Genomic DNA, 26,510 nt, shown 5'->3' on the forward strand with positions numbered 1-26,510 from the left:
GGTCGTGAACGATGAAGCGGGGAATCTGGTTCCCCGCGGTGTTTTTGAGTCCATCGCGAGCAGGCTCGCTCCCACAGGATCTGCACGGCGCCAGGTTTTCCGAAGAGGACGCAGTATGTGTTCGTATAAAAATAATATGTTGCAGCTGGCGCTTGGCGTCGTGTTCGGCCTGTCGCAGGGCGTCACCCAGGCGGCCGAGTACGTCGATGTGCTGGACCTGCCCGCCAGGGTCAGTGCCTTGGCCATCAACAGCCCGTTGTCGGGTATGACTCGCGCCGGCGGGCGAGTGATTACCGTCGGCCAGCGTGGCCATATTCTGTTTTCCGATGATTCCGGCAAGCACTGGCAACAGGCCGCCGTACCGGCCAGTGCCGACCTCACTGCGGTGAGTTTTCCGACCGCCACCCAAGGCTGGGCGGTGGGTAACGACGGCGTGGTGCTGCACAGCAGCGACGCTGGCGCGACCTGGCAAAAGCAACTCGACGGTCGTCAGATCGGCGCCTTGCTGGTCAAACATTACACGGCGCTGGCCAGCGCCGATCCGGGAAATGAGCAATGGCCGCTGCTGGTCACCGAGGGCCAGAAGCTAGCCGATCAGGGCGCGGATAAACCGCTGCTCGACGTCTGGTTCGCCAACGACAAGACCGGCTATGTGGTCGGCGTGTTCAACCTGATCCTGCGCACCGACGACGGTGGTCAGACCTGGACCCCGTTTCAGGACCGCACCGACAACCCCCAGGGTTTCCACCTCAACGCCATCGCCTCCACCGGCGACGGTGTGTACATCGCTGGCGAGCAAGGCCTGCTGCTCAAGTGGGACGACAGCGCCCAACGCTTCAATGCCGTGCCGACGCCTTATCAAGGCAGCTTTTTCGGCGTGCTCGGCAAGCCCGGCGAAGTGCTGGTCTACGGCCTGCGCGGCAACGTGTTGCGCAGCACCGACGGCGGCCAGCGCTGGACCGCACTGGACAGCGGCCTGCACGTCAGCATCACCGCCGGCCTGATCGACGCCCGTGGCAATTATCGCTTGTTCACCCAGGGCGGGCAGATGCTGGTCAGCCAGGGGACGGGCGCGCAGTTGCGTCTGAAGCAGCAACCGGCACCGACCCCGGTCGCCGGCGCCACCCAGGCCACCGACGGTTCACTGGTGGTGGCGGGTAGCCGTGGCGCCCGGACGCTGTCCGCCGATCCAGCCCTCGAACCCTAAGAGCGAGAACCCAGACATGGGCAATATCAAACAAGACGCCATGCCGGTGATCCGCGACCTGCGGGATTTCGACCAGCGCTCCGGCAACCTCCTCGAGCGGCTGGTGTTCAACTACCGCCCGCTGTTCATGCTGCTGATGGCGCTCGCCACCGTGGTGCTGGGCTTCATGGCCGTGACTCGCCTGGAGTTGCGCCCCAGCTTCGAAAAAATGATTCCCCAGAGCCAGCCCTACATCCAGAACTTCCTGGAAAACCGCGCTTCGCTGCGCGGGTTGGGCAACTCAGTGCGCGTCGTGGTCGAGAACACCCAGGGTGATATTTTCGACCCCGAATACCTCGACGTGCTCAAGCAGGTCAACGACCAGCTGTTCCTCACCGAAGGCGTCGACCGTGCGTGGATGAAGTCGCTGTGGAGCCCGGCCGTGCGCTGGACCGAAGTCACCGAGGACGGTTTCCAGGGTGGCCCGGTGATGCCCGACCGTTATCAGGGCTCGCCCTCCGACATTGAACAATTGCGCCAGAACATCTCCCGCGCGGGCCTCGTCGGCAGCCTGGTGGCCAGCGACTTCAAGTCGACCATGCTGATCGTGCCGCTGATGGACAAAGCCGCCGCCGGTGGCCAGCGCATCAACTACCACGCCTTCTCGCAGATGCTCGAAGAGCAGTTGCGCGACAAGATCGAATACGCCGGCGACAGCGCGGCGCGTCAATCCGGAGTCGAAGGCACCGGTCACTACAAGGTGCGGGTGATCGGTTTCGCCAAACTGATGGGCGACCTGATCGACGGCCTGATCCAGGTGATGATGTTCTTCGGCCTGGCCGTGGTCACGTCGCTGATCATCATCTACGCCTACACCCGTTGCGTGCGCAGCACCTTGCTGGTGGTCGGCTGCTCGCTGATCGCGGTGGTCTGGCAGCTGGGCATCGTCGCCTGGCTCGGTTATGCCATCGACCCGTATTCGGTGCTGGTGCCGTTCCTGATCTTCGCCATCGGCGTGTCCCACGCGGCGCAGAAGATGAACGGGATCATGCAGGACATCGCCCGTGGCACCCACAAACTGATCGCCGCGCGCTATACCTTCCGCCGTCTGTTCATCGCCGGTGTCACCGCGCTGCTGGCCGACGCCGTGGGCTTCGCCGTGTTGATGCTGATCGACATCCCGGTGATCCAGGACCTGGCGATCACCGCCAGCATCGGTGTCGCGGTGCTGATCTTCACCTCGCTGTTGCTGATGCCGGTGGCCCTGTCCTACATCGGCGTCGGCGCCAAGGCCGCCGAGCGCGCGCTGAAGATCGACAACCGTGCCGAGAAGCACAAAGGCTTCGGCAAACTGTGGGACGCGCTCGATCGCTTCACCACGGCCAAGTGGGCTACCGGTGCCGTGCTGGTCGCCATCTTGATGGGCATCGGCGGTTACCTGGTCAGCCTCAACCTGAAGATCGGCGACCTCGACAGCGGGGCGCCGGAGCTGCGCGCCGACTCGCGCTACAACCGCGACAACGCCTACATCACCCAGCATTACGCGCTGTCCAGCGACCTGTTCGCGGTGATGATCAAGACCGCGCCGGAAGGCTGCCTGAACTACAAAACCCTGGTCCTCGCCGACCGCCTGGCCTGGGAGCTGCAGCAGTATCCGGGCGTGCAAGCGACGGCCTCTCTGGTCAACGCGGTACGCCAGATCACCGCCGGCACCTACGAAGGCAACCCCAAGCTCAACAGCATCCAGCGCAACCAGGACGTGCTCAACTACGCTGCGCAGCAAGCCTCGGTCAACTCGCCGGAGCTGTTCAACACCGACTGCTCGCTGATGCCGGTGATCACCTTCCTCAAGGATCACAAGGCGGAAACCCTCGATGCGGTGGTGGCGATTGCCGACAAGTTCGCCAAGGACAACAGCACCGCGGATCGCCAGTTCCTGCTCGCCGCCGGTACTGCCGGGATCGAGGCCGCGACCAACATCGTGGTGCGCGAAGCCAACCGCACCATGCTGCTGTACGTGTATGCGGCGGTGACGCTGTTCTGCCTGATCACCTTCCGCAGCTGGCGCGCCACGCTGGTGGCGCTGTTGCCGCTGGTGCTGACCTCGATCCTCTGCGAAGCCTTGATGGTGGCCATGGGCATCGGCGTGAAAGTCGCGACCCTGCCGGTGATCGCCCTCGGCGTGGGCATCGGCGTGGACTACGCCTTGTACCTGCTCAGCGTGCAGTTGCACTTCCAGCGCCAGGGCCTGCCGCTGTCCCAGGCCTACCGCAACGCCGTGTCGTTCACCGGCCGTGTGGTCGGGCTGGTGGGCATCACCCTGGCCGCCGGCGTGGTGTGCTGGGTCTGGTCGCCGATCAAGTTCCAGGCCGACATGGGCATCCTGCTGACCTTCATGTTCCTGTGGAACATGCTCGGCGCGCTGATCCTGATTCCGGCCCTGTCGTACTTCCTGCTGCGCGAACGGGCCCCTCAGCCCGGTGCTGTCGCGGCAACCGAAACCACTGAATCCACTGAACGTCCCGGCATGCCGCATGCCGTGACCACTTCCGAGTAAGCCAAGATGTCTGATTACAAAGCTCCCCTGCGCGACATGCGCTTCGTACTCAACGAGGTTTTCCAGGTGTCCCGGCTCTGGGCGCAATTGCCCGGCCTGGCCGACGTGATCGATGAAGAGACCGCCGCCGCCATCCTCGAAGAGGCCGGCAAGATCAGCGGCGAAGTGATCGCGCCGCTGAACCGCGCCAGCGACGAACAGGGTTGCACCTGGCACGACGGCGCGGTCAGCGCCCCGGACGGCTTTGCCCAGGCCTATCAAGCCTTCGCCGAAGGCGGTTGGGTGGGTGTCGGCGGTGATCCGCAGTACGGCGGCATGGGCATGCCCAAGGCGATCTCCGCGCAGGTCGAAGAGATGGTCAACTCGGCCAGCCTGTCGTTCGGCCTGTACCCGATGCTGACCGCCGGCGCCTGCCTGTCGATCAAGGCCCATGCCAGTGAAGAACTGAAAGCCACCTATTTGCCGAACATGTACGCCGGCACCTGGACCGGTTCGATGTGCCTGACCGAAGCCCATTCCGGTACCGACCTGGGCCTGATCCGCACCAAGGCCGAACCCCAGGCCGATGGCAGTTACAAGGTCAGCGGCAGCAAGATTTTCATCACCGGCGGCGAGCACGACCTGACCGAAAACATCATCCATCTGGTGCTGGCGCGTCTGCCCGATGCACCGGCCGGGCCGAAAGGCATCTCGCTGTTCCTGGTGCCGAAAGTGCTGGTCAACGCCGACGGCTCGCTGGGTGAAAACAACGCGCTGTCCTGCGGCTCCATCGAACACAAGATGGGCATCAAGGCCTCCGCCACCTGCGTGATGAACTTCGACGGCGCCACCGGCTGGATCGTCGACGCCCCGAACAAAGGCCTGGCGGCCATGTTCACCATGATGAACTACGAGCGTCTGGGCGTAGGCATTCAAGGCCTGGCCCAGGGCGAGCGCTCGTACCAGAACGCCGTCGCCTACGCCCGCGACCGCCTGCAAAGCCGCGCACCGAACGGCGCGCAGCACAAGGACAAGGCGGCCGACCCGATCATCGTGCACCCGGACGTGCGCCGCATGCTGCTGACCATGAAAGCCTTGAACGAAGGCGGCCGTGCGTTCTCCAGCTACGTGGCCCTGCAACTGGACATCGCCAAGTACAGCGACGACGCCCCGACGCGCCAGCGCGCGCAGGACCTGGTCTCGCTGCTGACCCCGGTGGCCAAGGCCTTTCTCACCGACATGGGCCTGGAAACCACGATCCACGGCCAGCAGGTCTTCGGCGGCCACGGCTACATCCGCGAATGGGGCCAGGAACAACTGGTGCGCGACGTGCGCATCACCCAGATCTACGAAGGCACCAACGGCATCCAGTCCCTGGACCTGGCCGGGCGCAAGATCGTCGGCAGCGGCGGGGCGCTGTACCGCTTGTTCGCTTCGGAAATCCGCGAATTCACCGCCAGCGCTGGCGCGGATCTCGGCGAGTTCACCCAGCCGTTGAACGCCGCCGTCGACACCCTCGACGACCTGACCGCGTGGCTGCTCGACCGGGCCCAAAACAACCCGAACGAAATCGGCGCGGCCTCGGTCGAGTACCTGCACGTGTTCGGCTACACCGCGTACGCCTACCTGTGGGCGCGCATGGCCAAGGCCGTGATGAGCGGCGATGCCGAAGACGATTTCTACACCAGCAAACTGGCCACCGCGCGTTTCTACTTCGCCCGGTTGCTGCCGCGTATCCACTCGTTGAGCGCATCGGCCAAGGCCGGCAGCGACTGCCTCTACGAGCTGCAAGCCGATCAGTTCTGATCGAAAGGACAAGGAACCTTAATCATGATGGCGACAAAAATAATTCCGCCCGCCGACGGCGCTTATGCCTATCCCTTGCTGATCAAGCAATTGCTGCTGTCCGGCGTGCGCTACGAGCCAGGCCGGGAAATCGTCTACGCCGACAAGCTGCGCTACAGCTACCAGACCCTCAACAAGCGTATCCGCCGCCTGGCCAATGCGCTGACGGCGGCCGGGGTCAAGGCCGGTGACACCGTGGCCCTGCTCGACTGGGACAGCCACCGTTACCTGGAGTGCTTCTTCGCCGTGCCGATGATCGGTGCGGTGCTGCACACGGTGAACATTCGCCTGTCGCCGGAGCAGGTGCTGTTCACCATGAACCACGCCGAAGATGACCTGGTGCTGGTGCATGATGATTTCCTGCCCCTGGTCGAGCAGATCCACGGTCGGCTGGAAACCGTTAAAGGCTACCTGCAGCTCACCGATGACGAGGCGACCACCACCTCGCTGCCGGTGCTGGGCGAGTACGAACACCTGCTGTCCCTGGCCCCGGACCAGTACGACTTCCCCGATTTCGACGAGAACTCGGTCGCCACGCTGTTCTACACCACCGGCACCACCGGCGACCCGAAAGGCGTGTACTTCACCCACCGGCAGTTGGTGCTGCACACCCTGAATGCCGTCGGCACCCTGGGCGCCTATCAGGGCCAGCCGCTGCTGCGTTCCGACGACGTGTACATGCCGATCACGCCGATGTTCCACGTGCATGCGTGGGGCGTGCCGTATGTCGCGACGCTGATGGGCATCAAGCAGGTCTACCCCGGCCGCTACGAGCCCAACAGCCTGGTCAGGCTGTACCGCGAAGAGAAGGTGACCTTCTCCCACTGCGTGCCGACCATTTTGCAGATGATCCTCCATTGTGAGGAAGGCAAGGCGACCCGCTTCGACGGCTGGAAAATGCTCCTGGGCGGCAGCGCGCTGACCCTGGGCGTGGCCAGCGAAGCCAGTGCCAAAGGCATGGTGGTGCACGCCGGTTACGGCATGTCCGAAACCTGCCCGTTGCTGTGCCTGACCTACCTGCGCGATGAAGACCTGCAGCTGTCCACCGAAGCGCAACTGCCGATCCGCATCAAGACCGGTACGCCGGTGCCGTTGGTCGACCTGAAGATCATCGACGCCGAGGGCAATGACGTGGCCCATGACGGCGAGTCCCTGGGCGAGATCGTGGTGCGCGCGCCATGGCTGACCCAGGGCTATCTGAAAGCCCCGGACAAAGGCGCGCAGCTGTGGCTCAACGGCTGGCTGCACACCGGCGACATGGCCTCGATCGACCCACTGGGCGGCGTGGAAATCAAGGACCGCATCAAGGACGTGATCAAGACCGGCGGCGAGTGGATCAGCTCCCTGGAACTGGAAAGCCTGATCAGCGAACACCCGGGCGTGATGTCCGTGGCCGTGGTGGGCATTGCCGACGAACAATGGGGTGAACGCCCGATGGCCATGGTCGTGTGCGAACCGGGGCAATACCTGGACCGCAAGATTCTGGAGGTGCATTTGCAAGTCTTCGTCGACGGCGGGCGCATCAACAAATGGGCGATCCCCAAGCAGTTCAAGTTCGTCACCGAAATCCCCAAGACCAGCGTCGGCAAGATCAACAAGAAGCTGATTCGGGAAACGGAAGCGAACTGAGGGATAAACCTGCCACCGTCCCCGATGGTCGCAACTTAACTGTAGGAGCGAGCTTGCTCGCGATGGACTTGAGAACGCCGGGGGCTATCAGGTTTACAGCGTTATCGTTAACGACCATCACGAGCTCGCTCCTACAGAAATCCACCGGTGCCAGGCGGTTTCTGGATAGTTTGCGGGGCGTCATCCTTGTCATAGTTCGCGCCAAAGATAACGCCCCGTCGGTCGCGGTTTTCAGCGCTTGTGCCAAGCTGAACGGGGTATTGAACCGCAGCGCATTCGATTGCCGGCCAATCAAACCCCAGGAAGCCCATGCCATGAGCCTCGCCCATGCATCAAACGTTCGCCACGAGTTCTACAAAGCCGTCTGGTTCTACTTCAAAGTGGTGTGGCCGATCTTCTCGATTCTGCTGTTAGTGATCGTTGCGATTGGCCTCATCATCGCCCGGCTGGAAGGGTGGAGCCCTGATGAAGGTGTCTACTTTGCCTTCGTGACCGGGCTGACCATCGGCTATGGAGAACTGGTACCAAAACTGGGTGTGTCGCGAGTGCTGGCGATCCTGCTGGGTTTCAACGGCGTGCTGATGACCGCGACATTCGCGGCGATCAGTGTCCGGGCGATTGAAGTGACCGTGACGGCGACGAGGAAGGGGGACGTGGAGTAGGGCGGTGATGGCTACGGCCGGTTTAAATGGCCGCAGCCTCCGGGGCTCAGTGCGAGTGCCGGTGATGGATGTCGGGAAAGTGCGGGTGACTGTGGACGATCGGTGAGTGTTGGTGCACATGGCTATGGGGTTGCACACCGTCCCACTCAAAGGCATGTTCATGCTGATGATGCTCATCGTGGACATGCTTGTGGTCGTGGATTTGCGGTTCGTGCTGATGCTCGTGTGAGTGACTCTCGGTCAGATGAATCCAGACCCCCAGCCCCATCAGGCCGGCAGCGATCCAAAACACCCACGTCACGGCTTCACCGAAAAACAGGATCGCTATCGCGGCTCCCAGGAACGGCGCCGTGGAAAAGTACGCCCCGGTCCGCGCCGTACCAAGCCCCCGCAACGCCAGGACGAACAGCACCAGACTGACGCCATACCCCAAAAAGCCCACCAGCAGGGTTGGCCCAAGAAGCGACCACTCTGGCAGGTGCATACCCAACGCGATCCCCAGCGCGCAATTGACGGCTCCTGCCACCAGCCCTTTGGTGCCGGCAATAAACAACGCATCCGACGCAGACACCTTGCGGGTGAGGTTGTTATCAATGGCCCAACAAAAACACGCCACCGCCACCGCGACAGGCCCCAACCAGCCTTGAACCTCTGCCGAAGTGCGAGGCCACGCCAACAACACGCCCCCGGCAACAATGGCCACCATCCCCGCAACAATGCGCCGGTCAGCGTTCTCCCTGAAGACCACCCACGCCATCAGTGCGGTCAACACGGCTTCCAGGTTCAGCAACAGTGATGCGGTGGTGCCAGAGGTGAGGGTGAGTCCAAACATCAATGAAACCGGACCCAGCACGCCACCGAACACAATGGCCCCGATGAACCACGGCCATTCAGGGGCTGTCAGACCTGTCGGCCGCCAGCCACGATCACGGATCAGGCGGGTTAGCGTCAGCCCGATGCCGCTGCCCAGATAAAGCAGGCCGGCGAGGAGGATGGGGGACACGTTCAAGCCTAGCCACTTGGCCAAGGGCGTGCTGGCGCCGAACAAGGCAGCAGCGCCCAAGGCGTAGAGAATGCTTTTGGTCATTGTGGTTCCGGGGCTCAGGGGAGGTGGTCGTGAACAGGATACGCTTAATGCCGCCAATGAGCGCCTCTGGCCTGCCCACACAACACACCCCCCCTGACACAACCCCCTGTGGGAGCCAGCAGGCTAAGCCTCCCAACCCGCCCCAGTCACCGCCGCCTGCACCAGCGGGTGCAAATCCGCCCCCTGATGCTTCGTCTGCCAGGCCAGCAACTCCCTGCGCATGCTCGGCGCCCAGTACATCTGCATATGATTGCGCACGCTGAGCACCGCTTGTTGCTGGTCCGGCTGGCTGGCGAAGTACTGGGCGATCTGGTTGGCCATCTTGATCAGGTTGTCCGTGCTCATCGGCGCACCTCGGCTTTGGTCCCGCGTTCCTGGCGACGAGCGTCAAGCAGGCGCTGTTGTTCGTCGCTGAACGCCTGGAAGCGTTTTTGCCACTCCGAAGGGTGATAAACGCGGCTGACTTCCACGGCGGTGACCTTGTACTCCGGACAGTTGGTGGCCCAGTCGGAGTTGTCGGTGGTGATCACGTTGGCCCCCGATTCCGGGAAGTGGAACGTGGTGTACACCACACCCGGGGCAACCCGTTCGGTGATCCGCGCACGCAGCACAGTCTGCCCGGCGCGGCTGCCGATGCCGACCCAGTCACCTTCGTTGATGCCACGGCTCTCGGCATCGGTCGGGTGGATTTCCAGACGGTCTTCGTCATGCCAGGCGACGTTGTCGGTACGCCGGGTCTGGGCACCGACGTTGTACTGGCTGAGGATGCGCCCGGTGGTCAGCAGCAGCGGATAGCGAGCGTTGACCTTTTCCTCGGTCGGCACGTAACCGGTGAGCATGAAGCGCCCCTTGCCGCGCACAAACTCTTCGATGTGCATGGTCGGCGTGCCGTCCGGTGCTTCGGCGTTGCACGGCCATTGCAGGCTGCCGTGGCGCTCAAGTTCCGCGTAGCTGACGTTGGTGAAGGTCGGCGTGAGGCTGGCGATTTCATCCATGATTTCTGACGGATGCCTGTAGTTCATCGGGTAACCGAGGGCATTGGCCAGGGCCACCGTGCCTTCCCAGTCGGCCTTGCCGCCCAGCGGATCCATGACCTTGCGCACCCGGGAGATGCGTCGCTCGGCGTTGGTGAAAGTGCCGTCTTTTTCCAGGAACGAGCAGCCCGGCAGGAACACATGGGCGAACTTGGCGGTTTCGTTGAGGAAAATGTCCTGTACCACTATGCATTCCATCGCCGACAAGGCCGCGGTGACGTGCTGGGTATTCGGATCGCTCTGGGCGATGTCTTCGCCCTGGCAATACAGGCCCTTGAAACTGCCGGCCAGGGCCGACTCGAACATGTTGGGGATGCGCAGGCCCGGGTCGGGTTGCAGGGTGACGTTCCAGGCTTGCTCAAACTGCGCCCGCACAACTTCGTTGGAAATATGCCGGTAACCGGGCAGCTCGTGGGGGAAAGAGCCCATGTCGCAGGAACCCTGCACGTTGTTCTGCCCACGCAACGGGTTCACGCCTACGCCTTCGCGACCGATGTTGCCGGTGGCCATGGCCAGGTTGGCGATGCCCATCACCGAGGTGCTGCCCTGACTGTGTTCGGTGACGCCCAAACCGTAGTAGATCGCCGCATTGCCCCCGGTGGCATACAGGCGCGCAGCGGCACGGATGTCGGCAGCGGGTACACCGCAGACAGGGCCAAGGGCTTCCGGCGAGTTTTCCGCACGGCTGACGAATTCACTCCAGATCGCGAAATCGCTGCCCTCGCAACGGGCGTCGATAAAGGCCTGGTTGAGCAGTCCTTCAGTGACAATCACATGAGCCAAGGCGTTGAGCATGGCGACGTTGGTACCGGGGCGCAGGGCCAGGTGATACTCGGCGCGGGCATGCACCGTATCCACCAGATCAATGCGTCGTGGGTCGATGACGATCAGCCGCGCGCCTTCACGCAGGCGGCGTTTGAGTTGGGAAGCGAACACCGGGTGGGCGTCGCTGGGGTTGGCGCCCATCACCAGGATCACGTCGGCCTGCATCACCGAGTCGAAACTCTGGGTGCCGGCGGACTCGCCCAACGTTTGCTTCAAGCCATAGCCGGTCGGCGAGTGGCAGACCCGCGCACAGGTGTCGACGTTGTTGTTGCCGAAGGCCGCGCGCACCAGTTTTTGCACCAGGTAGGTTTCTTCGTTGGTGCAACGGCTGGAGGTGATGCCACCAATGGAATCGCGGCCATATTTTTGCTGCAGCCGACGGAATTCGCTGGCGGCGTAGGTCACCGCTTCATCCCAGCTGACTTCCTGCCAAGGGTCGCTGATGTGTTTGCGGATCATCGGCTTGGTGATGCGATCCGGGTGGGTCGCATAGCCCCAGGCAAAGCGCCCCTTGACGCAAGAGTGGCCGTGGTTGGCCTGGCCGTTCTTGTCCGGCACCATGCGCACCAGCTGGTCGCCTTTCATCTCGGCACGGAACGAGCAGCCCACACCGCAATAGGCGCAAGTGGTGATCACGCTGCGCTCGGGCTGGCCCAGTTCGACCACGCTCTTTTCCATCAGGGTCGCGGTGGGGCAGGCTTGCACACAGGCGCCGCAGGACACGCATTCGGAGTCGAGGAAGTTCTCGCCACCGGCGGCCGCCACCCGGGATTCAAAACCGCGCCCGGTAATGGTCAGGGCGAAAGTACCCTGGGTTTCTTCACAGGCGCGCACGCAGCGGTTGCAGACGATGCACTTGCTCGGGTCGTAGTCGAAGTAAGGGTTGGAGGTGTCTTTCACGTCCTCCAGATGGTTCTCGCCTTCATAGCCATAACGCACTTCCCGCAGGCCGACCTGACCGGCCACGGTTTGCAACTCGCAGTTGCCGTTGGCCGAGCAGGTCAGGCAGTCCAGCGGGTGATCGGAAATGTACAGCTCCATGACATTGCGGCGCAGGGTTGCGAGCTTTGGCGTCTGGGTATGCACGCTCATGCCTTCGCTGACCGGCGTGGTGCAGGACGCCGGATAACCGCGCATGCCGTCGATCTCCACCAGGCACATGCGGCAGGAGCCGAAGGCTTCCAGGCTGTCGGTGGCACAGAGTTTGGGAATGGTGGTGCCCATCAGCGCAGCGGCACGCATCACCGAAGTACCTTCGGGCACGCTGATGCTGCGGCCGTCGATGTTCAGGGTGACTTGCACCTGACTGTCGCGGGCCGGTGTACCCAGGTCGATATCGGTTTTCGGGTCGAAGAGAGTGATCATTGTTCGGCCTCCGAGGCTTGCAGACCGAAGTCAGCGGGGAAGTGCTTGAGGGCGCTGGCCACGGGATAAGACGTCATGCCGCCCAACGCGCACAGCGAACCGTATTGCAGGGTGTCGCACAGGTCCTTGAGGATGATCACCTGCTCATCGCGACTGTTCTGGTCGGGCGCGGCCAACAGGCGGTCGATCACCTCGACGCCACGGGTCGAACCGATGCGGCACGGGGTGCATTTGCCGCAGGATTCCTCGGCGCAGAACTGCATGGCGAAGCGCGCCATGCGGGCCATGTCCAGGGTGTCGTCAGCCACCACCACACCACCGTGACCGAGCATCGCGCCGATGGCCATAAAGGCTTCGTAATCCAGCGGCGTGTCGAATTGCGAAGGCGGCACCCAGGCGCCGAGCGGGCCGCCCACCTGAGCAGCCTTCAGCGACCGACCACTGGCAGTTCCGCCACCGTAGTCTTCCACCAGCTCCCGCAAGGTCAGGCCAAAGGCCCGTTCCACCAGACCGCCGCGACGCACATTGCCCGCCAGCTGGAAGGGCATGGTGCCCAGGGAGCGGCCCATGCCGTAGTCGCGATAGAACTGCGCGCCCTTGGCCAGAATCAGCGGCACCGAGGCCAACGTCAGCACGTTGTGCACCAGGGTCGGCAGGCCGAACAACCCCTGCAACGCCGGAATCGGCGGCTTGGCGCGGACGATCCCGCGCTTGCCTTCGAGGGAGTCCAGCAGCGCGGTTTCTTCACCGCAGATGTAAGCACCGGCACCGACGCGCACTTCCATGTCGAAGGCCAGGCCACTGCCGCCGACATTGGCGCCGAGGTAACCGGCTTCTCGGGCGATGTTCAATGCTGCACGCATAGTGGCCACGGCATCCGGATATTCCGAGCGCACATAGATGTAGCCGTAAGTGGCCCCGACGCAGAGACCGGCAATGGCCATGCCTTCGATCAGCAGGAAGGGGTCGCCTTCCATCAGCATGCGGTCGGCAAAAGTGCCGGAGTCGCCTTCGTCGGCGTTGCATACAATGTATTTCTGCGCAGCCTGAGTGCCGCGCACCGTGCGCCATTTGATCCCGGCCGGGAAAGCCGCGCCGCCACGGCCACGCAGGCCCGAATCGAACACCGCCGTCGCGGTCTGCTCGCCGCCAATGGCGATGGCCTGGGTCAAGCCCTCGAAACCGCCGTGGGCCCGGTAATCCTCCAGGGACAGCGGCCGGGTGATGCCGGCGCGGGCAAACAACAGACGTTGTTGAGTCTTCAGATAAGGCAGTTCTTCCACCAGGCCCAAGGCCAGTGGATGAGCGGACGGCTCGCCTTGCAGCGCATCAAGCACCGACGGCACATCGTCAGCCGTCAGCGGCCCAAAGCCAATACGACCTTGCGCGCTGTCCACTTCCAGTAGCGGTTCCAGCCAATACAAACCGCGAGAACTGGTGCGCTGCAATTCCAGCGGCAAATTACGTTCCCGGGCCTGAGTGATCAGGGCCACTGCCACTTCATCGGCCCCCACGGCACGGGCAAGGGAATCACAAGGCAGATAAAGAGTCGGCATCACGCGTCCTCCCGGCAAGCATCGAGCAACGCATCCAGCCGCTCGGCACTGAGCCGCGCGTGCACCTGGCCATCCAGCTCCAGCGCCGGCGAACAGGCACAAGCACCCAGGCAATAAACCGGACGCAAACTGATGCTGCCATCGGCACTGCTGCCGTGATCGTCCAGTTGCAGACGCTCGCGCAACTGCGCCGCAAGCTGCTCGGCGCCACGACTCTGGCACGACTCGGCCCGGCACAGCCGCAGGATATGCCGCGCGGGCGGCGCGGTACGGAAGTCATGGTAAAAACTGATCACCCCACGAACCTCGGCCTGGCTGAGGTTAAGGGCATGGGCAATCTCGGGGACGGCGACATCGGGGATGTAACCGATGCGCTCCTGAATATCATGAAGAATGGGCAACAGCGCACCCGCAGAGCCCTTGTGGCGCTCCAGCAGACTGTTGACCACAGGCAGGTGCAACAACTCATCAGGCATTCAGCAATCCTCACGGTCACGGACAAACCAGGCGGTCGTCGGTTGTCCGAAAGTGTCGGCTGCGGCATTTACACCACGTCACGGTATCGTGGCATCTACAGACCGTCGGCCAGGGCACCCTGAGCGGGCATCTTGTTGCGCCCGGCACGGTCTTCGCCGCACCTCAATAGGGGCATAAAAGCCAGATTGCCACGCGGCCCTTGAATCGGCCGCACCAGAGCGACGTGTTCGGTTCTGTCTACGACTATCCATTAAGTCTAGATGAGCGCCGCAAGGGGTGTTCACACACCGGCGTAGTGCCCGAAGGGCTTGTCGATGGATGATGTATAGCAACCACCCAAATGCCAGTCACCACAACTAACCCCTGTGGGAGCCAGCCTGCTGGCGATAGCGCCCGCCCACCCCTCATCCATATCGAAGATGCGCCCCAAACCCACCCACACGCGTGGCCCAAACAAGACAGCTTGTTGCACCCACTGTGGGAGCGGGCTTGCTCGCGAAAGCGGCAGTCTAGAAAGCCCCTGTGCTGAATCGGTCGCAGGCGTGAGTCCACTCAACGACGCTACCTGGATGAACGCACTATTCTTATGTTTTTATGCAACTCAGAGGGGGAGTGGAACGCCCATCACAGCCCCGACGATAGCCATCAAACATAAGCGGAACAATGATCATGGAATACGACGACAAACTCATTCAAGACGCCGTGCTTGCCCTGTTGGCAGCCTTTAGTTCCGACAGCGGCAACACCTGGAAAGGGTTCGACTTCGAAATCATGAGCCGATTGCATGAACAGGGTTTCATCAGCGATCCGGTGAACAGGAACAAGTCAGTTTGGTTAACGGAGGAAGGGTTGGAGCGCGGTCGGCAGATAGCCGACCGGTTGTTCGGCGTGAAAACTCAAGGCGAGCTTGAGTCCAGCTCTGATACCTGACCTCAGACTGCGGGCACGATGGTTGGATTGATCTCAAAAATAAATCCATAAACTACTCGGCCCCCATTTCTTGCACTGTAGGAGCGAGCCTGCTCGCGAAATCGCCAGCCCAACCACCATCAATGCTGAAGATGCACCGCAATCACAACCCAGTCACCCAGCCGGGCCAAACAATGCCCGTCAGCCCACCGCAATCCATGTAGGAGCGAGCCTGCTCGCGATAGCGCCAGCCCAGCCAACATAAATGCTGAATCAGCTACCACCATCGCAAGTCACCCCCTCCCCACAGGCCTCAAACACTAAGCTTCAGCCTTCGCTCCCGCCCGCTTGGATGATACCTGCGCGCAAACCCGATCCCGCGTCAGCACCTTCACCGCATCATCCACCAACGCCTTACTCATCGAAGTCAGATAATGCGCAGCCCAGGCATGCCGGTCAGTGTCTCTGGCATAAGTAGCATCTTCAGTGAGCGTTTTAGCCAGGAACAAAAAATCAGAAGCCATGGACAACGCATCCCCGAGAGGAACCCCGCGAGTGACATGAAACAGCGCTTGATCCGCACAGTAGATGGCCGGTGTCAGGCCGATGGTTTTGAGTTCAGTTTGTTCAGTCATTGGCCACCTCCGAGGATGGAGAGGCAATGGGGGAGGGTGTTACGCGATTGGGAATTGCGTAGAGGGAAAAGCCAAATTTCAAACGGATTCATACTGCGCATTGCGAAGCTCCTTAATTTGAAGAGCTGCCACAATTCGTTACCAAGCGAATGGGTGGCAGCTGTGCGCAGGTTGGTAAACCGGGAAATCAAGGAAACCGGCACGTCCGAAGACGTCCCACGCACAGCCGCCATAACGCAGATCGCAGGCGAAAAAAAGCGCCTGCGAACGCATGGCACTGTTGCGCAGTGATTTACCTCGGGTTACCAAGCCCGGCCGCTGAATTGGCAGCGACGTTGGAAGGTTATCGTCCAGATCCTTTTCCTGCAACCGTCGAGACGCTGGGTGATGATGTGGGCGATCAGGGCGGATGTTTGCATTAGGAGGTCGTGGCGGCGGGCTGGCAAAAGGGCAATGCCATCTGTCCGCGGGTTACATATTTGCGCTTCGGGTCGTTGCGGATTTACCTCATACTCGCCCGCTTCTACCTTCGGTAGCTCCGCTTCTCTACTAATCTGTAGACGCTGTTACCAGATATTCAATAGCCAAGGAGAAAGGCAATGCCAGATAGCGGGAACCAGCTTCAGTCGGACGCATCTGCCAAGGATGCTCTTGAACGGTTACTGAACCCATCTGATTTGCCTGCGACCCTATGAGTCAAGCCGCCTTCGTCAATCCAAGCCTGCTCACCTGGTCTCGGGAGCGCGCAGGTCTGTCCACTGAGCAGGTTGCTAAAAAGCTACCAGTGAAACCTGATCGAGTACAGGAATGGGAGGCTGGCGAGACCAAGCCAACATTCCTTCAGGCTCAAAAATGGGCGAGTGTCGCTCACATCCCTTTCGGATTCCTGTTTCTACAGCAGCCTCCCGTCGAGCAACTGCCTTTACCTGATCTGCGGACAGTGGGAGGGATTGCTCCTCAACGTCCCACTTTGGAACTGTTGGACACTGTAAGGGATGCCATACGTAAGCAGGACTGGTACTTGGAGTATCTGCAACACCAGGAGCATCAACCGCTGGCATTTGTAGGTCGCTTCAGTAGTCAATCTCAAGTCAGAGAGGTGGTGGACGATATCCGCCGGGTCCTCGGCGTGAACCCTGACATTGCTCGACTGGATTACGAAAAATATAGCCGCGCCTTGATCGAGGCAGCAGAAACGGCTGGCATTTTGGTTATGCGCAGTGGCATCGCGCTAGGGAACACTCACCGCAAACTGGAAGTGAGCGAATTTCGGGGTTTTGCCATCAGCAATGCCTACGCCCCCGTCGTATTTATCAACAGCTCCGACGCTCCCACCGCCAGGCTGTTCACCTTACTTCACGAGCTGGCCCATATCTGGATTGGTAGCAGTGGAGTGTCTGATGGAAATACCGCAAATGGTCGAGACGAGGAGCGTTTCTGCAATGCAGTTGCAGGTGAGTTTCTGGCTCCTGAAGCCCAATTCCGCGCCCTGTGGAGCGTAGATGTTGACTGGCAAGACAATTTAGCTCCGCTAGCCACTCGGTTTCACATCAGTAAATTGGCGACCGGTCGCCGCGCATTGGATCTTGGATATATAAGCCAAGCGCAATACAGCGCTTACTATCGAAGGATCCTCAAGGCTTTCCAGGATGAAAAAGGTGGAGCGGGTGACTATTACCGTAACGCTACCGCGAAAAACAGCCCCCGTCTGAGCAAGGCAGTGCTGACTGAAGCAATGAGTGGCCGGATGCTGCTGCGCGAGGCGGGACACTTGCTCGGCGTGCAACCTGCCAAATTAAGAACTCTCGCCAGCAAGATTACGGAATGAATCATTTACTCGACGCTAACACACTGATCGAAGCGAAGAACCGTTACTACGGGATGGCTATCTGTCCTGGATTTTGGCATTGGTTATTACTTAAAAATAAAGCATTGGCTTTAGCCAGCATTGCACCTGTAATGGATGAGTTAACAAAAGGGCATGACGATCTGGCAGGTTGGGCGAAGGACAATTCCGATTTCTTTCACTCCACCACCGATCAGGATACGCAACTGGCGTTCGCGCAAATTGCGAGGCTTGTGGCTGGCCAGGCACCTAAGATGAAAATAGGTGCTATGGAGGAGTTCTTAGCGGGTGCTGACCCTTGGTTAATTGCGAAAGCGATGACTACAGGGGCTACAGTCGTTACTCATGAGGTACTGAATCGCGACGCTAAACGAAAATTCATCATTCCCAATATTTGTCAGGAGCTCAATGTTCCTTTTTTGAATACGTTTGAGTTGTTGCATAGGCTTGAAGCAAGGTTTGTGTTGTCTTCTTAAAATAAATGACTTGCTCAAGTCGTTTGGGCTTGGAGTTTTTAGCGGAGTGAGTGAAAGTAGATCTCAGCACTTATTTTTCGCTTTTTTTTCTACCTCCTTTTTCTCCAAGCGTCGCATATGAAATTGGTGGTCGGTTTGATAGGTGGCTAGGGTTTTTTGATGTTTTATCAAGTTGTGCATTGCTTTACTTTGTTTGGTGTATGGATAGTCGGAAGTTAATGGAAGTTCTTGCTCTAGTCTGCTCCTTCTACGGTAACTGAAAACAGCGTCTAATTTAAGGATATGTCATGACAGGGACAGCAGATTTGACCTTCCCCAGCTTCAGCAGGAAATGGCTCAAACGGATATTTCAGTACTGGTCGCCCATCAGTGTTTTGATGATCTTTCTCAGTACTGGCTTTGGGGTGCTCAGTCTGTACATTTACACGCTGGCGATTGGCCGTGTAGACATCTTCATGTCGACGCTGGACTCGAAGTCAGCGTTGCTTGTATGGATGATATGCGTAGTGTTCATCATGGTGTTGCAGCTCTGCGTATTGATGACTTGTTCTTGGTTGTTCGCCTCATCGATATCATTGATATCTCGGCATCGTCGCAGGACCAGAGTCGTCGGGCTGTGGCTGGTGGTGCCGGTGGTGGTCGGGCTTACCGCTTTTGTCCTGCTTGTGTTTTATTTCAGCGGTCGTGTGAATACTGGCGAAGCATTATCTATCGTAGCGTTGGTCATCGTGGTTACGTTTCTTGGCATATCAAGAATCCCCACGTTGCGAGTACTCATCGCGGCAGGTGCTCCCTTGGGTGCGCGCAGGAAAATATATGTGCCTATCGCAGTCATGCTGGTGTTGACGGTGATCTCCGGATCACTTCCCCTCTTACTCATTCTTAACAGCTATGTGGGGCAAGACGATGAGGTGGCAGTTAATTTCGTTGCCGTGTTTTCTATTTGTACTTTGGCACTGAGTCTGGTTCCCGCATTGTTATTTTACTTGCTAAATGGCGATATTTATCGAAGGGTATTCATCGCCGGGCTGTGCATCCTTGCACTCTTCATGGCATATCTGCTGGCTTCCCGTGGGGCGATGTCGAGCATTACCTACGTCGTGGCCGGGAAGTTGGAAATTCGCCAGATGCAGACCACAAACTTCATTCTCGACGAGCAGGTGAGGCTTGGCGATATAGACTCCCTGCAATGGCATACCAGACTACGTCCCGACAATAGGGTGCAAGTTGAGGCGTATCAGCTGTTTACTTTCGGTGACCTATTGTTGATGTGCCCCACCGCCCTGCGTGGCGCATCGCTTCATCGCTTGCCCGCGTACACAAAACTATGCCTGATCACAAATAACAGCAAGGTCAGCCGTATGCCTCCACGGTTGCATTTAGCTAATGACAGGTCTGCAAAAGACGTATGGGCGGAAGCTGTTCGTCGTATGGTTGAATGGTCGCAGGTACGTGTTCATCCTCTACCTACTTTGCAACTTACGCGTTGACGCAGGATTTGCCCCGCGGGTTTGAATGAAGAAAAATGGGGCGGATCTATTATTACTTTTTTAATCGTCGGCCTTCATTCATTGAATAGCTTTCAGATAGTCCTTGAGCGCGATGAGCGGGGCATCAAGCTGCTCCATCATCTGAACACTGGCAAATTCACCCGCCAACCTCCGCAACTCCCGCCCCAACGGCTTATCCACGCCACCAATGGCCTCCAGCGCCAACCCCACACACTCATCCACTTTCAACTGAATCGTCTTGACATCCCCCCACCGCACCAGCAACTCAAACACATCCCGCTGGTAGTCACCCATCACCAGATCATCACGCAAAATCGGGCTTGAATCTTCCGACTCATAAGCCAGTTTGAGGGAGAAGAGGGCGACGGTTTCCAGGTGCAATTCCATGGGGGGAATCCTTGTGAAATGTTCCGGCGGTGCGGCTGGTGTTGAAGGGGCAAAAGCATCGCCAGCAGGCTGGCTCCCACAGGGACAGCGGGGGTGTCAGGTGCTTTTCTATAGGCGAAAAAAAAAGGCCTTGCAAAGCAAGACCTTTCTTAATTTTGGTGCCCCGAGGGAGACTCGAACTCCCACTCCTTTCGAAAACGGATTTTGAATCCGCCGCGTCTACCAATTCCGCCATCAGGGCTCAATGGCGGCGAAGTATAGAGATGAGATAACCGCTGGTCAATCAGGTACATGGAGAATTTTTGATATTTCCGCTAGACTTCCCGGCCCTGCTAGACGACACCCCATCATGCGCGTTGCTGACTTTACCTTCGAGCTCCCTGATTCGCTGATCGCCCGCCATCCGCTGGCCGAGCGGCGCAATAGTCGCCTGTTGACCCTGGATGGGGTCAGCGGCGCTCTGGCACACCGTCAATTCACTGATTTGCTGGAGCATTTGCGCCCCGGCGACTTGATGGTGTTCAACAATACCCGGGTGATTCCGGCGCGGCTGTTTGGCCAGAAGGCTTCCGGCGGCAAGCTGGAAATCCTGGTGGAGCGGGTGCTCGACAGTCATCGCGTGCTGGCCCATGTGCGGTCCAGCAAGTCGCCCAAGCCTGGGTCGAAGATTCTCATCGACGGCGGTGGCGAGGCCGAGATGCTGGCGCGGCACGATGCGTTGTTCGAGCTGGGGTTTGCCGAGGAGGTGTTGCCGCTGCTCGACCGTGTCGGGCACATGCCGCTGCCTCCTTATATAGACCGCCCGGATGAAGGCGCCGACCGCGAGCGTTACCAGACCGTCTACGCCGAGCGTCTGGGCGCGGTGGCGGCGCCGACGGCGGGGCTGCATTTCGATCAGGTGCTGATGGAGGCGATTGCCGCCAAGGGCGTCGAGACTGCGTTCGTGACCCTGCACGTCGGCGCTGGCACCTTCCAGCCGGTACGCGTCGAGAAGCTTGAAGACCACCATATGCACAGCGAATGGCTGGAAGTTGGCCAGGACGTGGTCGATGCCGTTGCCGCCTGCCGCGCTCGCGGTGGTCGCGTGGTGGCGGTGGGGACCACCAGTGTGCGTTCCCTGGAAAGCGCCGCCCGCGATGGCGTGCTCAAGCCGTTCAGCGGCGATACAGATATTTTCATTTATCCTGGTCGGCCGTTTCACGTGGTCGATGCCCTGGTCACCAACTTCCATTTGCCCGAATCCACGCTGTTGATGCTGGTTTCGGCGTTCGCCGGTTATCCCGAGACCATGGCCGCCTACAAGGCCGCCGTGGACAACGGTTACCGCTTTTTCAGCTACGGTGATGCGATGTTCATCACGCGTAATCCTGCGCCGACTGCCCCTAAAGAATCGGGCCCAGAGGAAACAGTATGAGTCGCACCTGTCGTATGTCTTTCGAGCTGCTGGCCACTGATGGCAAGGCTCGTCGCGGTCGTTTGACCTTCCCGCGCGGTACCGTCGAGACCCCGGCCTTCATGCCGGTGGGCACTTACGGCACGGTCAAGGGCATGCTGCCACGGGATATCGAGGCGACTGGCGCTGAAATCATTCTGGGCAACACTTTCCACCTGTGGCTGCGCCCGGGCACGGAAGTGATCAAGAAGCACGGCGACCTGCACGATTTCATGCAGTGGAAAGGCCCGATCCTGACCGACTCCGGCGGTTTTCAGGTGTTCAGCCTGGGCGCCATGCGCAAGATCAAGGAGGAGGGCGTGACTTTCGCTTCCCCGGTCGACGGCGCCAAGGTGTTCATGGGCCCGGAAGAGTCGATGCAGGTCCAGCGTGACCTGGGCTCCGACATCGTGATGATTTTCGACGAATGCACGCCGTACCCGGCCGACGAAGACGTTGCCCGCGTATCGATGGAATTGTCCCTGCGTTGGGCCAAGCGTTCGAAAGAAGCCCATGGCGACAACACGGCGGCGCTGTTCGGCATCGTACAGGGCGGCATGCACCAGGACTTGCGCATGCGCTCCCTGGAAGGCCTCGACCAGATCGGCTTCGACGGCCTGGCCATTGGCGGTCTGTCGGTGGGCGAGCCCAAGCATGAAATGATCAAGGTGCTGGATTACCTGCCGGGCATGATGCCGGCTGACAAACCTCGTTACCTTATGGGCGTTGGCAAACCGGAAGACTTGGTTGAGGGTGTGCGCCGCGGTGTGGACATGTTCGATTGCGTGATGCCAACCCGTAATGCCCGCAACGGGCATCTGTTCATCGATACCGGCGTGCTGAAGATCCGTAACGCGTTCCATCGCCATGATGATTCGCCGCTCGATCCGACCTGCGATTGCTATACCTGCCAGAACTTCTCCCGCGCTTATCTGCATCACCTGGACAAGTGCGGCGAAATGCTGGGAAGCATGCTCAATACCATCCATAACTTGCGTCATTATCAAGTGCTTATGGCTGGTTTGCGCGAGGCTATTCAACAGGGTACATTGGCCGCCTTTGTCGATGCCTTCTACGCCAAACGCGGGTTACCTGTTCCGCCTTTGGACTGAGTTTTCTGACCCCAAGATTCAACATTTGCAACTGGAGTGCTAAATGAGCTTTTTTATCTCTAATGCCATGGCTGACGCCGCTGCACCTGCTGCCGGCCCAATGGGCGGCGGTTTCGAGTGGATTTTCCTGGTCGGTTTCCTGGTCATCTTCTACCTGATGATCTGGCGTCCACAGGCCAAGCGCGCCAAAGAGCAGAAGAATCTGCTGAGCAGCCTGCAGAAAGGCGACGAAGTCGTGACCACCGGCGGCATCGCCGGCAAGATCACTAAAGTGGCCGACGATTTCGTCGTTCTGGAAGTTTCCGACACCGTCGAAATGAAGTTCCAGAAAGGCGCCATCGCCGCCACGCTGCCAAAAGGCACGCTCAAAGCGATCTAAGTTTCAACTTCATATTCAATCGACGGGGCGCGCAAGGCGCCCCGCGTCATAAACGGGCGGCGTGATGCTGAACAAATATCCTCTGTGGAAATACATTCTGATCCTGGCGGTGCTGGCGGTCGGTCTGATTTATTCCGCTCCCAATCTTTATCCTGATGACCCGGCCATTCAGGTCAGCGGTGCAAGCACTGCGCTGCAGGTCAATCAGGCTGATCTGGATCGCGTGAGCGCTGCGCTCAAGGAATCCGGGATCAACGTCAAGGCTGCCACCCTGGCCGCCAACGGCAAGGGCGGCCTGATTCGCCTGACCAAGGCTGAAGACCAGCTGCCGGCCAAGGACGTTGTACGCAAGGCGTTGGGTGATGACTACGTCGTTGCATTGAACCTGGCACAAACCACCCCGCAATGGCTGCGCAGCCTCGCCGCGCACCCGATGAAGCTGGGTCTGGACTTGTCCGGTGGTGTGCACTTCCTGCTGGAAGTGGACATGGACAAAGCCCTCGACGCGCGCCTGAAAGTCTACGAAGGCGACGTCAAGAGCCTGCTGCGCAAAGAAAAACTGCGTTATCGCAGCCTGCCGCAACTCGATGGTGCCATTCAGCTGGGCTTCTCTGATGAAGCGACCCGCGAACAGGCCCGTTCGATCATTCGCAAGAACTTCAACGATTTCGACATTGTTCCGGCCGACCTCAATGGTCAACCGGTGCTGCGTCTGGCGATGACCCCGGCCAAGCTGGCGGAAATCCGTGAATACTCCATCAAGCAGAACTTGACCACGGTACGTAACCGCGTCAACGAGCTGGGTGTTGCCGAACCGATCGTCCAGCGTCAGGGCGCCAACCGCATCGTGGTTGAGCTGCCGGGCGTGCAGGACACCGCCGAAGCCAAGCGTATCCTCGGCAAGACGGCCAACCTCGAGTTCCGTCTGGCCGCTGAGCCTGGCGCTTCGAAAGCCACTTCCGAATCCTTCGAGTTCCGTGAGGGCAACCGTCCTCCGGCACTGATCGAGCGTGGCCTGATCATCACCGGTGACCAGGTAACCGACGCCAAGGCAGGTTTTGGCGAGCACGGTACTCCGGAAGTGAACATCCGTCTGGACGGTCACGGCGGCGAGCTGATGAGCCGTGCGACCCGTTCGAACGTCGGTCGCAGCATGGCGGTGATCTTCATCGAGCAGCGTCCGGTGACCACCTACACCAAGCAGATGGTCAACGGTGTCGAGAAAGACGTGCCGGTCCAGACCTTCAAGGAAGAGAAGAAGATCATCAGCCTGGCGACCATTCAGTCGCCGCTGGGTGCTCAGTTCCGCATCACTGGCCTGAACGGCCAGGGCGAGTCGTCCGAGCTGGCGCTGCTGCTTCGTGCCGGTGGCCTGGCCGCACCGATGTACTTTGCTGAAGAGCGCACCATCGGTCCAAGCCTGGGTGCCGACAACATCACCAAGGGTATCGATGCTTCGCTGTGGGGCATGCTGTTCGTCTCGCTGTTCATCATGGCCATCTACCGCTTCTTCGGCCTCATCGCCACCGTCGCGCTGGCGGTGAACATGGTGATGCTGCTGGCCCTGATGTCGCTGCTGGGTGCAACGCTGACCCTGCCGGGTATCGCCGGTATCGTGTTGACCATGGGTATGGCGGTCGACGCCAACGTGCTGATCTTCTCGCGGATCCGTGAAGAGATCGCCGCCGGCATGACCGTGCAGCGCGCAATCAACGAAGGCTTCGGCCGGGCATTCACCGCGATTCTCGACGCCAACCTGACAACACTGTTGGTCGGCGGCATCCTCTTTGCCATGGGCACAGGTCCCGTCAAGGGCTTCGCAGTGACCATGTCCCTCGGGATCTTTACCTCGATGTTCACGGCCATCATGGTGACCCGCGCGATGGTCAACCTGATCTTCGGCGGTCGTGACTTCAAGAAGTTGTGGATTTAAGGGGCTGCCATGTTACGTACAATCAACTTCATGGGCGTTCGCAACTTCGCGTTCGGCGTCACATTGTTCCTTACCGCACTGGCAATCTTCAGTGTTTTCCATAAGGGCATGAACTGGGGCCTGGACTTCACCGGCGGTACGCTCATCGAGCTGACCTACGAGCGTCCGGCCGACGTCACCAAGGTGCGTGAGCAGTTGGTGACCGCGGGTTATCACGAAGCCATCGTGCAGAACTTCGGTGCGACCACCGACCTGCTGGTGCGCATGCCTGGCGAAGACCCGCAACTGGGTCACCAGGTCGCCGAAGCCTTGCAGAAGGTCGGCGGCGAGAACCCGGCGACGGTCAAGCGTGTCGAGTTCGTCGGCCCGCAGGTGGGTGAAGAACTGCGCGACCAGGGCGGCCTCGGCATGCTGATGGCGCTGGGCGGCATCCTGATCTACCTGGCTTTCCGCTTTCAGTGGAAGTTTGCGGTCGGTGCAATCGTGTCCCTGATCCACGACGTGATCGTGACCATCGGTATCCTGTCGTTCTTCCAGATCACCTTCGATCTGACGGTGCTGGCGGCGGTACTGGCGATCATCGGTTACTCGCTCAACGACACCATCGTGGTATTCGACCGGGTTCGCGAGAACTTCCGTGTACTGCGCAAGGCCAGCCTGATCGAGAACATCAACATCTCGACCACGCAAACCCTGCTGCGGACCATGGCGACTTCGATCTCCACTTTGCTGGCGATCGCGGCCCTGTTGTTCTTTGGTGGCGACAACCTGTTCGGCTTCTCCATCGCCCTGTTCATCGGTGTTCTGGCGGGTACTTACTCGTCGATCTACATCGCGAACGTGGTGCTGATCTGGCTGAACCTGAGCACGGAAGACCTGATTCCTCCGGTCAATACCGAGAAGGAAGTCGACGACCGTCCTTGAAGGCAAAGTCTTTAAGCGATGTAGTCCAAAAAAGGCGCGAGTTGAACTCGCGCCTTTTTTTGTGCTCCAAGGCAGGGAGAAGCGCGGACATGTTCCGCATGTGATGGTCCAGGAGGTTCATGTGAACAAGTCGATGCTGGTTGGTGCTGTACTGGGTGCTGTCGGTGTAACTGCCGGGGGTGCTGTGGCCACCTACAGCCTGGTTAAACAAAGCGGTCCTGAGTTTGCTCAGGTTCTAGCCGTTGAGCCGGTCAAGACACAAATCAAGACTCCACGTGAAGTGTGCAAGGATGTAGCGGTCACCCGGCAGGCGCCGGTGAAAGATCAACACCAGATCGCCGGTACGGTGGTCGGTGCATTGGCAGGTGGTCTGCTGGGTAACCAGATCGGTGGCGGCAGCGGCAAGAAGATCGCCACGGTCGCGGGTGCTGTCGGTGGTGGTTACGCCGGCAACAAGGTGCAGGAAGGCATGCAAGAGCGTGACACCTACACCACGACCCAGACCCGCTGCAACACGGTCAACGACATCAGTGACAAGGTTGTAGGTTACGACGTGCGGTATTCGCTGGACGGCAAGGAAGGCAAAGTGCGCATGGATCGTGATCCAGGCAACCAGATTCCGGTGGATAAGGAAGGCAAGTTGATCCTGTCTGAGAATCAGGCGGCTCAGTGATCTGCTGATGCTGGATAAAAAAGAAGCACCCTGCGGGGTGCTTTTTTTGTGCTCGTGATTTATGCACCACCACAACCCCACTGTAGGAGCG

22 protein-coding genes and 1 tRNA gene are annotated in these 26,510 nt (G+C 59.9%); 15 read left to right on the forward strand and 8 right to left on the reverse strand.

Going from position 1 to position 26,510, the window contains the following annotated elements; translation table 11 throughout:
• Positions 1–115 precede the first annotated feature (115 nt).
• From BSF44_RS17045 to BSF44_RS17070, 5 genes are all read left to right on the forward strand, one after another.
• Entirely contained in the window at positions 116–1,207 is a 1,092-nt protein-coding gene (locus tag BSF44_RS17045) for a YCF48-related protein (RefSeq protein WP_095944500.1), read from the forward strand.
• 16 nt (positions 1,208–1,223) lie between these two features.
• Positions 1,224–3,743 (forward strand): RND family transporter, encoded by a 2,520-nt coding sequence (locus BSF44_RS17050; protein ID WP_095944501.1) that lies wholly within the window; start codon positions 1,224–1,226, stop codon positions 3,741–3,743.
• 6 nt (positions 3,744–3,749) lie between these two features.
• The gene (locus BSF44_RS17055) at positions 3,750–5,528 is read left to right on the forward strand and encodes an acyl-CoA dehydrogenase C-terminal domain-containing protein (RefSeq protein WP_095944502.1); all 1,779 of its coding nucleotides are present in this window, start codon (positions 3,750–3,752) and stop codon (positions 5,526–5,528) included.
• A 24-nt stretch (positions 5,529–5,552) separates the two neighbouring features.
• Positions 5,553–7,196 carry a fatty acid--CoA ligase gene (locus BSF44_RS17060; protein ID WP_095944503.1) on the forward strand — a complete coding sequence of 548 codons (1,644 nt, stop codon included), beginning with the start codon at positions 5,553–5,555 and terminating at the stop codon, positions 7,194–7,196.
• Positions 7,197–7,510: 314 nt separating this feature from the next.
• A complete protein-coding gene (locus BSF44_RS17070; RefSeq protein ID WP_095944505.1) occupies positions 7,511–7,858 on the forward strand; it encodes a potassium channel family protein in 348 nt (115 codons plus the stop codon).
• Positions 7,859–7,904: 46 nt separating this feature from the next.
• On the opposite strand, the gene BSF44_RS17075 is transcribed toward BSF44_RS17070, so the two are convergent.
• The 5 genes from BSF44_RS17075 to BSF44_RS17095 form a co-directional block, all read right to left on the reverse strand.
• Positions 7,905–8,945 carry a DMT family transporter gene (locus BSF44_RS17075; RefSeq protein ID WP_095944506.1) on the reverse strand — a complete coding sequence of 347 codons (1,041 nt, stop codon included), beginning with the start codon at positions 8,943–8,945 and terminating at the stop codon, positions 7,905–7,907.
• A gap of 123 nt (positions 8,946–9,068) precedes the next feature.
• Positions 9,069–9,290, reverse strand: coding sequence for a formate dehydrogenase subunit delta (locus BSF44_RS17080; protein WP_095944507.1), 222 nt, complete (start codon positions 9,288–9,290; stop codon positions 9,069–9,071).
• The gene (fdhF, locus tag BSF44_RS17085; protein WP_095944508.1) at positions 9,287–12,169 is read right to left on the reverse strand and encodes a formate dehydrogenase subunit alpha; all 2,883 of its coding nucleotides are present in this window, start codon (positions 12,167–12,169) and stop codon (positions 9,287–9,289) included. Before fdhF ends, BSF44_RS17080 begins: the two co-directional genes overlap by 4 nt.
• A complete protein-coding gene (locus BSF44_RS17090) occupies positions 12,166–13,725 on the reverse strand; it encodes an NADH-quinone oxidoreductase subunit NuoF (protein ID WP_095944509.1) in 1,560 nt (519 codons plus the stop codon). The genes fdhF and BSF44_RS17090 overlap by 4 nt, the downstream gene beginning before the upstream one ends.
• Entirely contained in the window at positions 13,725–14,201 is a 477-nt protein-coding gene (locus tag BSF44_RS17095) for a formate dehydrogenase subunit gamma (protein ID WP_095944510.1), read from the reverse strand. Before BSF44_RS17095 ends, BSF44_RS17090 begins: the two co-directional genes overlap by 1 nt.
• 670 nt (positions 14,202–14,871) lie before the next feature.
• Here BSF44_RS17095 and BSF44_RS17100 point away from each other — a divergent pair.
• Complete coding sequence (locus BSF44_RS17100) at positions 14,872–15,132, forward strand: DUF6429 family protein (protein ID WP_095944524.1); 261 nt, start codon at positions 14,872–14,874, stop codon at positions 15,130–15,132.
• Between the two features lie 299 nt (positions 15,133–15,431).
• Here the strand turns inward: BSF44_RS17100 and BSF44_RS17105 are convergent, their stop codons facing one another.
• Positions 15,432–15,746 (reverse strand): DUF3077 domain-containing protein, encoded by a 315-nt coding sequence (locus BSF44_RS17105; RefSeq protein ID WP_095944511.1) that lies wholly within the window; start codon positions 15,744–15,746, stop codon positions 15,432–15,434.
• Between the two features lie 691 nt (positions 15,747–16,437).
• Here BSF44_RS17105 and BSF44_RS17110 point away from each other — a divergent pair.
• The 3 genes from BSF44_RS17110 to BSF44_RS17120 all read left to right on the forward strand — a co-directional run bounded on the left by BSF44_RS17110 (position 16,438) and on the right by BSF44_RS17120 (position 19,558).
• A complete protein-coding gene (locus BSF44_RS17110; protein ID WP_095944512.1) occupies positions 16,438–17,574 on the forward strand; it encodes an XRE family transcriptional regulator in 1,137 nt (378 codons plus the stop codon).
• The gene (locus tag BSF44_RS17115; protein WP_095944513.1) at positions 17,571–18,068 is read left to right on the forward strand and encodes a DUF4411 family protein; all 498 of its coding nucleotides are present in this window, start codon (positions 17,571–17,573) and stop codon (positions 18,066–18,068) included. The genes BSF44_RS17110 and BSF44_RS17115 overlap by 4 nt, the downstream gene beginning before the upstream one ends.
• Positions 18,069–18,355: 287 nt before the next feature.
• Positions 18,356–19,558, forward strand: a complete 1,203-nt coding sequence (locus BSF44_RS17120) for a hypothetical protein (RefSeq protein WP_095944514.1) — start codon at positions 18,356–18,358, stop codon at positions 19,556–19,558.
• Between the two features lie 78 nt (positions 19,559–19,636).
• Here BSF44_RS17120 and BSF44_RS17125 read toward each other — a convergent pair whose 3' ends face one another.
• Together BSF44_RS17125 and BSF44_RS17130 are read right to left on the reverse strand one after the other, a co-directional pair.
• The gene (locus BSF44_RS17125) at positions 19,637–19,966 is read right to left on the reverse strand and encodes a hypothetical protein (protein ID WP_095944515.1); all 330 of its coding nucleotides are present in this window, start codon (positions 19,964–19,966) and stop codon (positions 19,637–19,639) included.
• Between the two features lie 156 nt (positions 19,967–20,122).
• Positions 20,123–20,207, reverse strand: a tRNA-Leu gene (locus tag BSF44_RS17130).
• A 108-nt stretch (positions 20,208–20,315) separates the two neighbouring features.
• Here BSF44_RS17130 and queA point away from each other — a divergent pair.
• The 6 genes from queA (at position 20,316) to BSF44_RS17160 (ending at position 26,419) form a co-directional block, all read left to right on the forward strand.
• Positions 20,316–21,380 carry a tRNA preQ1(34) S-adenosylmethionine ribosyltransferase-isomerase QueA gene (gene queA, locus BSF44_RS17135; RefSeq protein ID WP_056721282.1) on the forward strand — a complete coding sequence of 355 codons (1,065 nt, stop codon included), beginning with the start codon at positions 20,316–20,318 and terminating at the stop codon, positions 21,378–21,380.
• Between the two features lie 14 nt (positions 21,381–21,394).
• On the forward strand, positions 21,395–22,510 hold the full coding sequence (gene tgt, locus BSF44_RS17140) for a tRNA guanosine(34) transglycosylase Tgt (protein ID WP_172435360.1): 1,116 nt from the start codon (positions 21,395–21,397) through the stop codon (positions 22,508–22,510).
• Positions 22,511–22,553: 43 nt separating this feature from the next.
• Positions 22,554–22,889 carry a preprotein translocase subunit YajC gene (yajC, locus tag BSF44_RS17145; RefSeq protein ID WP_007982729.1) on the forward strand — a complete coding sequence of 112 codons (336 nt, stop codon included), beginning with the start codon at positions 22,554–22,556 and terminating at the stop codon, positions 22,887–22,889.
• Between the two features lie 64 nt (positions 22,890–22,953).
• The gene (gene secD / locus BSF44_RS17150; RefSeq protein WP_095944517.1) at positions 22,954–24,822 is read left to right on the forward strand and encodes a protein translocase subunit SecD; all 1,869 of its coding nucleotides are present in this window, start codon (positions 22,954–22,956) and stop codon (positions 24,820–24,822) included.
• 9 nt (positions 24,823–24,831) lie between these two features.
• A complete protein-coding gene (secF, locus tag BSF44_RS17155) occupies positions 24,832–25,746 on the forward strand; it encodes a protein translocase subunit SecF (RefSeq protein ID WP_095944518.1) in 915 nt (304 codons plus the stop codon).
• 121 nt (positions 25,747–25,867) lie between these two features.
• Positions 25,868–26,419 carry a glycine zipper 2TM domain-containing protein gene (locus BSF44_RS17160; protein ID WP_056721275.1) on the forward strand — a complete coding sequence of 184 codons (552 nt, stop codon included), beginning with the start codon at positions 25,868–25,870 and terminating at the stop codon, positions 26,417–26,419.
• Positions 26,420–26,510: the final 91 nt, after the last annotated feature.

The organism is Pseudomonas sp. ACN8 (genome assembly GCF_002303925.1).
Lineage (GTDB): Bacteria > Pseudomonadota > Gammaproteobacteria > Pseudomonadales > Pseudomonadaceae > Aquipseudomonas.

Bases quoted from the DNA above. Each gene is read 5' to 3' on its own strand.
- BSF44_RS17045 (WP_095944500.1), top strand. From the start codon at position 116: ATGTGTTCGTATAAAAATAATATGTTGCAGCTGGCGCTTGGCGTCGTG.
- BSF44_RS17050 (WP_095944501.1), top strand. From the start codon at position 1,224: ATGGGCAATATCAAACAAGACGCCATGCCGGTGATCCGCGACCTGCGG.
- BSF44_RS17055 (WP_095944502.1), top strand. From the start codon at position 3,750: ATGTCTGATTACAAAGCTCCCCTGCGCGACATGCGCTTCGTACTCAAC.
- BSF44_RS17060 (WP_095944503.1), top strand. From the start codon at position 5,553: ATGATGGCGACAAAAATAATTCCGCCCGCCGACGGCGCTTATGCCTAT.
- BSF44_RS17070 (WP_095944505.1), top strand. From the start codon at position 7,511: ATGAGCCTCGCCCATGCATCAAACGTTCGCCACGAGTTCTACAAAGCC.
- BSF44_RS17075 (WP_095944506.1), bottom strand. From the start codon at position 8,945: ATGACCAAAAGCATTCTCTACGCCTTGGGCGCTGCTGCCTTGTTCGGC.
- BSF44_RS17080 (WP_095944507.1), bottom strand. From the start codon at position 9,290: ATGAGCACGGACAACCTGATCAAGATGGCCAACCAGATCGCCCAGTAC.
- fdhF (WP_095944508.1), bottom strand. From the start codon at position 12,169: ATGATCACTCTCTTCGACCCGAAAACCGATATCGACCTGGGTACACCG.
- BSF44_RS17090 (WP_095944509.1), bottom strand. From the start codon at position 13,725: ATGCCGACTCTTTATCTGCCTTGTGATTCCCTTGCCCGTGCCGTGGGG.
- BSF44_RS17095 (WP_095944510.1), bottom strand. From the start codon at position 14,201: ATGCCTGATGAGTTGTTGCACCTGCCTGTGGTCAACAGTCTGCTGGAG.
- BSF44_RS17100 (WP_095944524.1), top strand. From the start codon at position 14,872: ATGGAATACGACGACAAACTCATTCAAGACGCCGTGCTTGCCCTGTTG.
- BSF44_RS17105 (WP_095944511.1), bottom strand. From the start codon at position 15,746: ATGACTGAACAAACTGAACTCAAAACCATCGGCCTGACACCGGCCATC.
- BSF44_RS17110 (WP_095944512.1), top strand. From the start codon at position 16,438: ATGAGTCAAGCCGCCTTCGTCAATCCAAGCCTGCTCACCTGGTCTCGG.
- BSF44_RS17115 (WP_095944513.1), top strand. From the start codon at position 17,571: ATGAATCATTTACTCGACGCTAACACACTGATCGAAGCGAAGAACCGT.
- BSF44_RS17120 (WP_095944514.1), top strand. From the start codon at position 18,356: ATGACAGGGACAGCAGATTTGACCTTCCCCAGCTTCAGCAGGAAATGG.
- BSF44_RS17125 (WP_095944515.1), bottom strand. From the start codon at position 19,966: ATGGAATTGCACCTGGAAACCGTCGCCCTCTTCTCCCTCAAACTGGCT.
- queA (WP_056721282.1), top strand. From the start codon at position 20,316: ATGCGCGTTGCTGACTTTACCTTCGAGCTCCCTGATTCGCTGATCGCC.
- tgt (WP_172435360.1), top strand. From the start codon at position 21,395: ATGTCTTTCGAGCTGCTGGCCACTGATGGCAAGGCTCGTCGCGGTCGT.
- yajC (WP_007982729.1), top strand. From the start codon at position 22,554: ATGAGCTTTTTTATCTCTAATGCCATGGCTGACGCCGCTGCACCTGCT.
- secD (WP_095944517.1), top strand. From the start codon at position 22,954: ATGCTGAACAAATATCCTCTGTGGAAATACATTCTGATCCTGGCGGTG.
- secF (WP_095944518.1), top strand. From the start codon at position 24,832: ATGTTACGTACAATCAACTTCATGGGCGTTCGCAACTTCGCGTTCGGC.